Raw genomic sequence first — 8,967 nt, 5'->3', positions numbered from 1 at the left:
TGTTCGAAATCAGTTTGTTGTTCAAGCTGAGTTTGTAACTCCTTCTGGTCATAGCCAGTCAACCAGGAGATGATCTGATCAACCTCTGCTCTTGTGCGTCCCTTCTTCTCTGCTTTCGCAACGTAATGAGGATAAACACTTGCGAAGCTAGTCGTATAGATCCTGTGTTTTGCCATAGCCTACCCTGGGCTCTCGCTAAATTAGGCTGTCTTTGGCCGACTTGACATCACTATCATCTGGCGAATTATCGGCGCGATTTTGAGATTGAACAAATGGCTTGGCTGGTAACGCTCACCTATCCTAGTCCCGTTCGAGATGTTCAAAATGACCGGTAATTTCGGCGCCAGTCGCGATCCAGACGTCACTCTTTGCCTGAACGTGCAGCAGAAATTCCCTTAGGATGTGCCAACGCATTGGCCTCCCTGAAACCTGCGGATGCAGGACAAGTGTGGTTATTCCGCCCCAAGCATGCGTGGCTTCAAACTCATCGATCCATAATGGAAGCACTGCGTCGCGTCCAAAGAGGGGGCGTGGACTCGTCCTGCTTGACATGCCGAAGTTCCAGTCATCGAAAGCAAAATTGACCGGGATTTCCACCAGTCCGGGTCTGCCGTCCGCGAGCTTATGACGGTATGGCAGTATGTCGTCCCGAAACGAACTCGAATAGCGGACGCCCGACTTCGCCAGATAGGCGAGAAGTTCTGGAAAATTTTCACCTGAAGGCGCGCGATAGCCAATCGGTGTGACTCCCAGAACCTTTCCCAAGGCCTCGAAACCCCGATCTATTTCCTCAAACGACTCTTCAAGCTTTTCCCGGTCTGGCATTTTATGCAGATAACCATGATGGCCGATCTCGTGACCTGCCTGCACGATGGGCTCACATGCAGCCGGATGTGCCAGCGCGGTCCAGCCTGGAACAAAGAACGTTGCCTTGAGGTCCAATTCCTTCATGAGTTCGAGTACTTTGGCAATCCCGACGCGTGCGTCGTAGCCGCCATGCGACGTTGTAACCATGCGGTCGATGTTCGACGGATTGTTGCCAATCCAGGCGGTTTCGGCATCAACGTCAAAGCCGATGAAAAGTGCGCTTTTTGCGCCATTTGGCCATGCGATCGGCGGCGCCTCAAACGCTGGATTCAGAGGGCGCGGAGAAAGATCATAGGTCATGATAGATTCCTTCAGTAGAAGGTTGGCCGGTTGTGGGCGTTACCGGCAAGCAGTGTCTCGAACCGGCGGCAATCATCAAGATGTTCGAGCGTATCGAGCATATCAGAGAGATTTGACACTTGATTGTCCTCCAGGCTCATGCCGGCAAGGTAGCGGAACTTGTCGTCTATTGCCGTGCGCAGCATTGGCCGTTCGGAAGAACCGGTCGCACGCGGGACCATGCGTGAGACGCGGGATCCGTCAGAAAATGTCAGCGTCAGGACCGGCTCGTCTAGTGGCCGCATGGCCCGGTCGATTTCAAGCTCTATTTGTTGCATGACGGCACCGATACGCGGATCCGAGCGCCGGTGAGCGGAATAAGCATCGAGTCCGGCGGTACCAAAAACACAACGGGCAGCGACTGCATAGGGAAGGCTCATCTGTGTGCCCGCCATGGAGCTGCTGCCCTTGTGACCACACATGCTCGACAGCATTTCGCTCAGCTGCACATGGATGGATACGATCTCATCAGGGCGTCGTTCCGTTTCGCAGAGAATGTCTTCCAGGGCATCGACGGCCGAGTGGGCGCCACGGCAGGAGGCGTATGGCTTCAACACGGCTCGATTGACTTTCCAGCTCTCCCCGAGTGCCTCTGAAAGCTTTTCCGGCTCGCCCGATGAATTGTTGAAAGAGCGGAAAAAGCCACCCCAAACATCCTCAAACACCCTCGACGGACCCGCAAATCCTTCAGCAGCCAGTATGGCGGCCAACAATCCACCCTCTGCGGCACGCCCGGCGTGAATTTTTTTGGCCTGGGAGCCATCGTGAATGAACGCCCACAACCCGGAAGAAAAGCTTGTCGCCAGAGTCATGGCATCAAGGCAACCCCGCTTCGGCAACCCTTGTAGATTTGCCACGGCAGCCGCTGCGGCCAGCGTGCCGCAGGTTCCTGTCGAATGCCAACCAAGACTATTATGGCTGTCATATCCACCTGCAGCTTCGAGTATGCGGCGTCCGACATCATAACCAGCGACGACGCTTGCGAGCAACTGCTTACCACTGACCGCGCGTTCCGATGTGGACACGGCCGCCAAAACGGCGGGCAAGACCACTGCGCCAGAATGATCGCATCCGCCGGAATCATCGAGCTCGAAAGCATGAGCGGCGACACCATTGATCAGTGCCGCATCCCGGGCCGATGCAAATGCTTGTGTACCCCAGAGACGCGTTTGGCCCTTCTGGCCGGCAATTTTGCGTGCGAGGCCAAACTCCGCGGAGCGCGCGCCGGCCAGTGCAGCGCCAATGGTATCCGCGATGTGGATTTTTGCCTTGGCGACTACTTCCGTTGGAATGTTTTCGAAACGAAGGCTTGCAACAAAGGCCGCAAGGCGCTCGATCGGGGTATCGTGAGTGCTGACAACGTACATGAGCAACTTTTCATAGGGCATGGAGCGAAGCGACGATCCCGGCGACATGGCCGCCGGGATACGATGCTGAATGTTACTTTACCGCCTCGCCGTTGATATAGATGCCGTCCAACAAAGTACCCTCCAGGCCGTACTTGGCGAAGATCGTCTTGTACTCGCCGGACGCCATCAAGGCCCGCAATGCGGAGGCATAGGCGTCGCGCAATTCGGTATCCTTCTTTGCAAAAGCGATGCCTTGGTACACGGCGGTAAAGGGTTCGCCGATAACAGCGTACGTATCCTTTTCCAACGTCATCAGATAGGGAAGTGTTTCGGAACCCTGGACAGCAGCGTCTAGGCGACCCTGCTTGAGCTGGGCGCGCGCATCCGCCGAGCCTTCCGTTCCCACGACGACGATTGCCGGCTTGCCAGTGGCCTCGCAATTGGCGGCGCTCCACTTGGCGGTTTCATCGGGGAAGGACGTGCGCCGGCTCATGCCGATAGTCTTGCCGCAGAAATCGGTAAGCGTCTTGAATTCGTCCTTGCGAGCGAATGAGGTGTAGAACTGGGCTCCCGATTTCATATAGTCGACGAAGTCAAGTGTATCGCGGCGTTTGGGCAGATCGCTCATGCCACTATGAATCAGATCGACACGGCCTGTAGTAATGGATGAAATCATCTGCTCGAAACCGATATCGGTCCATTCGACCGTCGTTCCGAGCTGTTTGGCAAGAGCAAGCCCAAGATCAATATCAACGCCGGTTAACGTATTCGTGGCCGGATCCTTGTATTCCATTGGCGGATAATTCGGCTGATTGGCAACAGTGACCTTACCTGCTGACTTTATCCTTTCCGGCAAACCTTGAGCGTGGACGGCGGTTGCTGCGAGGCATGTGAGCGTGAGTATTGCGAGATGCTTCTTCATAATTTCCCCTTGTTTGATCGATCGTTGTGAATGAATCCAATGCTGGCTAAGGAGCCGCTCTATGTTCAGCTGTGAACGGCCTTGATGAATTCTGCCGTTCTGGCACTGTTCGGAGCGCTGAGAACTTCCGATGCCAAACCAAATTCCACCATCTTCCCGGCCTCCATGAACGCGACAGTGTTGGCGACGTTGCGCGCGAATCCGAGTTCATGTGTCACAACGATCATCGTCATGCCGGAGGCGGCGAGATCCTTCATGACGTCGAGCACTTCCGAAACCAATTCCGGATCAAGTGCCGATGTCGGTTCGTCAAAAAGGATAAGGTCGGGACGCATTCCCATGGCCCGCGCAATCGCGACGCGCTGCTGCTGCCCGCCGGAGAGCTCGGAGGGGTAATGGTTGGCCTTCTCCGCCAGTCCCACCCGCTCCAGCAAGGTTCTACCGCGTCCCTCTGCATCTTTGACCGGTTCGCCAAGAACATGCACAGGACCTTCGATGATGTTTTCAAGTGCGGTCATGTGGGGAAAGAGGTTAAACCGCTGAAACACCATGCCGATGCGCCTGCGCTGGCGTGAAATTTCGATATCGCTGATCTGATAGAGGTTGTTGCCCTCGCGGCGATACCCAACCAGTTCGTCATTCACCCAGATGCCGCCACCATCCATTCGCTCCAGAAGGTTGATGCATCGCAGAAGCGTGCTTTTGCCCGATCCGGAGGGTCCGATGATGCAGCATACTTCCCCACGGGCGACCTCAAGGTTGACCTTGTCGAGCGCGCAAAAGTGACCATAGTTCTTGGTGACGTCGATTGCCTTCACGAGAATGTTCTTGCTCATGTCTCGCTCCCTCACACCGCTGAACGGATCGACTTGGAACCGCGTCCGAAATAACGTTCGATGTAATGTTGGCCGACAGAAAGGACTGACACTACAAACAGGTACCAGAAACTCGCGACCAAAAGCAGTTCAAGCACACGGGTGTTGGCGAAGTAGATGATCTGGGCATTATGCAGGATCTCTGAATATTGGATGACGCTGGCAAGCGAAGTCAGCTTCACCATCCCGATCACTTCATTGCCAATCGGCGGCACCATGACACGCATGGCCTGCGGAAGAACGATGCGGCGCAGCATCTTCAACTGCGTCATGCCGATCGTACGGGCTGCCTCATATTGGCCGCTGTCGACAGACAGCAATCCACTTCGCACGACTTCCGACGTATAAGCCCCCTGCGAAATACCGAGGCCGAGCACAGCGGCCACAAACGGTGTCATGATGTCTACGGTCCTGAATTCGAAGAGACCGGGAATACCCATGGTGGGAAAAATAAGCGCCAAGTTGAACCACAGCATGAGCTGCAGCAGGGCTGGCGCTCCGCGAAAGACCCAGACATATCCGATGGCGATGGATGACAGCACCGGATTGCCGGAGATGCGCATGATCGCGATAACCACGCCCAGAACGATGCCGAGTGTCATGGCGGCTACAGTCATAACAAGCGTATTGTAAAGGCCAGCCAATATGGCGGGCGAGAACAGGAACTGGGAGACGTAGCTCCACTCGATCTGCCCTACGGAGAAGGCCCGGACCAACGCCGCGAGCAGGGCCAGCACCACGGCGGCCGCAATCATTCGTCCGACATGTCGCTTCGGAACAAGTTTTAGATGCGCGATCTCATATTGCTGATCGCCACCGGTTGACCGGTCTGTGGTTGCTGTTGTCATCCCTTGACCTCACCGATTTGCCGGGAAATTTTGGAGCTGGGCGGCACCGCCATGGCAAAGGCGTGGCTGTCGGCAAGCGCGGAGCGAAATCGTTCGATTTGTTCGCGAACCCGAACCGGCGCCGTAGCCCCATAGCCGGTGCGACTTGCGACTGCACGATCGAGGTCGATCGCAGTCAGCATTTCCGGCTTTAACCTCGCGTCGATCACTGCAAGATCGCTCGCCGTCAGACCAGCGAGATCATGCCCCCGATCTTCACAGTATTGAACCACCGAGCCCGTGATTTCATGTGCTTCAGCAAAAGGGATGTTCTGACCGACAAGCCAATCGGCAACTTCGGTTGCAAGGGTGAAACCGCGGGGTGCTTCCTCACGCAGCCTGACTACGTCGAAATCAAGCGTCGCTACCATTCCCGCAAAAGCTGGCAGGATTGTATCAAGAATATCGATGCTTTCGAACATTGCCCGCTTGTCTTCAGCAAGGTCCCGATTATAGGCGAGCGGCATACCCTTCATGGTAGCCAGAAAGCCCGCAATGTTGCCGATGAGGCTGCCAGACATGCCGCGTGCTAGTTCCGCAATGTCTGGGTTCTTTTTCTGCGGCATGATCGAAGAGCCGGTGGAATAAGAATCGTGCAGCCTTACCCAGCTGAACTGTTTCGAACTCCAGACGCAAATTTCTTCGGCAAGACGAGAGAGATTGACCGCAACCATGCCACAAATAAAGAGAAATTCGGCCACATGATCGCGGCTTGCGACCGCATCGATGGAGTTTTCGCACGCCCCGGAATAGCCAAGCTCGGTTGCCGAAAGATCGGGCCGGCGGGCGATTGCAGAACCGGCAAGCGCCGCAGCGCCCAGCGGGGATCGGTCGAACCGGCGGTCCCAGTCGCGGAAGCGCTCTATATCGCGTAGTAATGCCTGAGCATGCGCCATCATGTGGTGACCAAGGATAATCGGTTGCGCCGGCTGAAGATGGGTGAAGCCGGGCATTACCGTTTCGACGTGCCGGGACGCCTGATCGACAAGCGCTTCTTCCACGGAAATCACTCCGGCCATCAACTTTCGAACGGTCCGACGCAAGTAAAGGCGAGTGTTGTTCGACGTTTGGTCATTGCGCGAGCGACCAGCACGCAATTTGCCGCCGAGCGCGCCCAGCCTGGCAATCAGCAACCGTTCCAGAAACGTGTGCACATCCTCGTCATCGTCGACCGGTACCTCACGTCCACTGGCCACATCTTCTTTGATTGTATCAAGCGCCTGACGGATCGCGGAGAATTCTGCATCGTCGATAACCCCGGCACGCCGCAACTCAGAGGCATGGGCTCGAGAGCCGGCGAGGTCCTCGGCATAAAGCCGGAAATACGACTGCGGAGCGCGCGAGAGGGCCAACAACGCCTCGGATGGTCCAGCCTTAAAACGTCCGCCCCATAATTTCGTCGGCTCAGTCATGCCTGTCTCCTCAAGTCTTGTGCAATTCTTGAGCAGGTTTCCACATGCCGTTTTTTCCGGCAAGCGAAGTTATTTCCTTACGATATGAAGAAAACGACTAGGTGAATTTGCCATCGCGATTTGCTACATTCACCTCAATCCGCCGGCCAAAGTACGCCAGGGAACAGATAATCGTATGACATCGAGTCGGCCCAGACTGCCATCGACGACGGCCCTTCAGGTTCTGATCGCCATTGCGGAGCGGGGCTCTACGAGCTCAGCCGCAGAGAGCACCTCGCTTTCTCAAAGCGCCGTCAGCAAGCAGTTACTCGCGCTGGAGGGGCTGATAGGCAGTCCTGCCTTCCGCCGGACTGCTCGAGGGATGCTTCCGACAAAGGCTGGACTCATTTATATCGAACATGCAAGGAGAGCTCTGAAGGCGATGGAGGATGCATCACTTCAAGTTGCGCGGTTGAGACCAGACCCGCATGTTCTGCGGTTGCAGGTTCTTCCAATTTTTGGAGACCGATGGCTTTTGCCGCGTTTCGCCGGGTTTGCGGAGAAACATCCCGATATAGATGTGCAGTTCACCACTTTCGTTTCCTCGACACAAACGGAGGAGCCTGACGGCATCTTCCGGTTTGTCCGCGGTCCGCTTGCGCGCGAGGATGCGGCATACTTGTTTGGCCGTGAGGTCGTGATTGTGAGTGCTGCATCCTATTGGAACAAGATCGGTATGCCGGAAAGTATCGAACAGTTGGCAAGCGGCGTCATGCTTGAGCACCCGCAGACGATGCTCCACTGGCAGGATTTTGCCGTTGCCAATGGGTGCGCGGATCTCGTGCCGCGGCACACTATCCGGTTCGGCTATTACACCATGGTAATACGCGCGGCCCTAGCGGGTCAGGGGATGGCACTGATCCCGCGTGGACTTATACTTGACGACCTTCAGTCGAAGCGGCTTGTGAATCCGCTCGGCTACGCTTACCGAAGCGATTGGGGATATTGGTTCGCAACTCCACAGGATGTTTCGGGGGGCTATTCAATGAAGATGTTCAAGAGCTGGCTTATGGATGAGGCGAAAGCCATGCTCTCCGATTGATCAGCGCTCTCAGATTTCGTCATCAGTTAGTTTCAAAGGCAAGTTTCTTTAGAGCATGATCGTCCATCCGGTAGAACAGTTTATCCTGTTTCCGGCTTGCGCCAAGACTGTCATAAAAGTCGAGCAATGGCGCATCATTGCGGTCGGCGGTCCAGTCGATGCGGCTAAGGCCGCGTTCCAAACACAGTCTCCCAAGGGCTTTGATCAATTGCTTTCCAATGCCCGTCCCCCGCTGGCTCTTTGAAACGAAAAGTTCTTTCAGGAACAAGCCTGACTGTAGCCCTGGACCGGGAAATATCCCAGAGAATGCTGCAAAACCGACAATGCGATCTTTCTTTGCTACAAGGATTTCGGCTCCCACTGGTAGATTGCGCAGATTTGCCAAAATCGACTCTCGTGGTGGACACAGCACATTGTAGTGCGCCTGCATTTCCTCGAAAAGAAAGGCCAAATCATCGTAGTCTGCTTCTTCAAGCAATCTGAGGTACAACACGACGTGTTACTCCACCGGTCATCGCTAAGGCAAATCGCCTCCATTGAGCCAACTGTGACTAGGGAAATCTAGCCTTATCCGGAGAACTGATCGCGCCCCAACTTGGGCCCGTAGGTCAAACGCCAACCACCTCTTGCGCGCATGTCACAAGATAGGCGGAAATGGCGTACCGGCGAGGCGTTACAGGGAAAGCTCACTGTTCGGACAAGGCCCCGTACAGTTTTGCGTTGTTCTTGTCGATCCCCAAAATAGCCTGATGTTCAGATCTTTGAAAGTTGTCTAACTGCGATGGGACGTCAACTATCTTGTGCGTTTCGGCGGCACTGTCGGCGCATGTTTTTCTAAACGGTCGACTGAGGGCCCCGATCCGGTCAGATCTGAGCGGCAACGTTTTCGTCTCCGGTGGCGGTCCGATATTGTTGGTCAATGGCGCGAACCGGAAGGATGGCCAACCCGTCATTTACGCGCTTCGTCCAGAGCACATCACGCTCGGCTTGGCGGGTTCGTCGGTAAAGATTTGCCGTAGTGGAGCCTGCGGGGGCGGAAACGGAGATTTTTGCCCGTAGGTGAAGACGTGATTGATGCGCTGTTGAAAGATCGCGCGGACGTTCTGCCTGGAGAGATCGCATTTTTTCATATCGATCCGCGCAAGGCCCATGGTCCGACCGGGAAAAAACGTCCGTGTCTGAGTTCTGGCAGTTCCTCCTGACCGTCCCCAGCAGGGGGGAACGCGGACGGTCGC

At 55.6% G+C, this 8,967-nt stretch carries 9 protein-coding genes; 1 reads left to right on the top strand and 8 read right to left on the bottom strand.

The window, feature by feature from the left end:
• From AAAB35_RS25995 to argH, 7 genes are all read right to left on the bottom strand, one after another.
• Positions 1 to 176 (bottom strand): DUF2200 family protein (locus AAAB35_RS25995; RefSeq protein ID WP_340671233.1); only part of this gene is annotated, 176 nt, incomplete at its 3' end.
• A 124-nt stretch (positions 177 to 300) separates the two neighbouring features.
• On the bottom strand, positions 301 to 1,167 hold the full coding sequence (locus tag AAAB35_RS25990) for a polysaccharide deacetylase (protein ID WP_340671231.1): 867 nt from the start codon (positions 1,165 to 1,167) through the stop codon (positions 301 to 303).
• Positions 1,168 to 1,178: 11 nt separating this feature from the next.
• Positions 1,179 to 2,573 (bottom strand): MmgE/PrpD family protein, encoded by a 1,395-nt coding sequence (locus AAAB35_RS25985; RefSeq protein WP_340671230.1) that lies wholly within the window; start codon positions 2,571 to 2,573, stop codon positions 1,179 to 1,181.
• A 73-nt stretch (positions 2,574 to 2,646) separates the two neighbouring features.
• Complete coding sequence (locus AAAB35_RS25980) at positions 2,647 to 3,477, bottom strand: ABC transporter substrate-binding protein (protein ID WP_340671229.1); 831 nt, start codon at positions 3,475 to 3,477, stop codon at positions 2,647 to 2,649.
• A 65-nt stretch (positions 3,478 to 3,542) separates the two neighbouring features.
• Complete coding sequence (locus AAAB35_RS25975; protein ID WP_340671228.1) at positions 3,543 to 4,313, bottom strand: amino acid ABC transporter ATP-binding protein; 771 nt, start codon at positions 4,311 to 4,313, stop codon at positions 3,543 to 3,545.
• Positions 4,314 to 4,324: 11 nt separating this feature from the next.
• Complete coding sequence (locus AAAB35_RS25970) at positions 4,325 to 5,200, bottom strand: amino acid ABC transporter permease (protein WP_340671227.1); 876 nt, start codon at positions 5,198 to 5,200, stop codon at positions 4,325 to 4,327.
• Positions 5,197 to 6,651: an argininosuccinate lyase gene (argH, locus tag AAAB35_RS25965; RefSeq protein ID WP_340671226.1), complete on the bottom strand. Its 1,455-nt coding sequence runs from the start codon at positions 6,649 to 6,651 to the stop codon at positions 5,197 to 5,199. Before argH ends, AAAB35_RS25970 begins: the two co-directional genes overlap by 4 nt.
• 175 nt (positions 6,652 to 6,826) lie before the next feature.
• Between argH and AAAB35_RS25960 the strand changes: the two genes are divergently transcribed.
• Positions 6,827 to 7,732 (top strand): LysR substrate-binding domain-containing protein, encoded by a 906-nt coding sequence (locus tag AAAB35_RS25960; protein WP_340671225.1) that lies wholly within the window; start codon positions 6,827 to 6,829, stop codon positions 7,730 to 7,732.
• 22 nt (positions 7,733 to 7,754) lie between these two features.
• Here AAAB35_RS25960 and AAAB35_RS25955 read toward each other — a convergent pair whose 3' ends face one another.
• Entirely contained in the window at positions 7,755 to 8,162 is a 408-nt protein-coding gene (locus AAAB35_RS25955; protein ID WP_340671232.1) for a GNAT family N-acetyltransferase, read from the bottom strand.
• Positions 8,163 to 8,967 lie beyond the last annotated feature (805 nt).

This window comes from Phyllobacterium sp. (genome assembly GCF_037994425.1).
GTDB lineage: Bacteria > Pseudomonadota > Alphaproteobacteria > Rhizobiales > Rhizobiaceae > Phyllobacterium.
The sequence above is the reverse complement of the archived record's forward strand: the minus strand, read 5'-3'. Positions and strand labels throughout refer to the sequence as shown.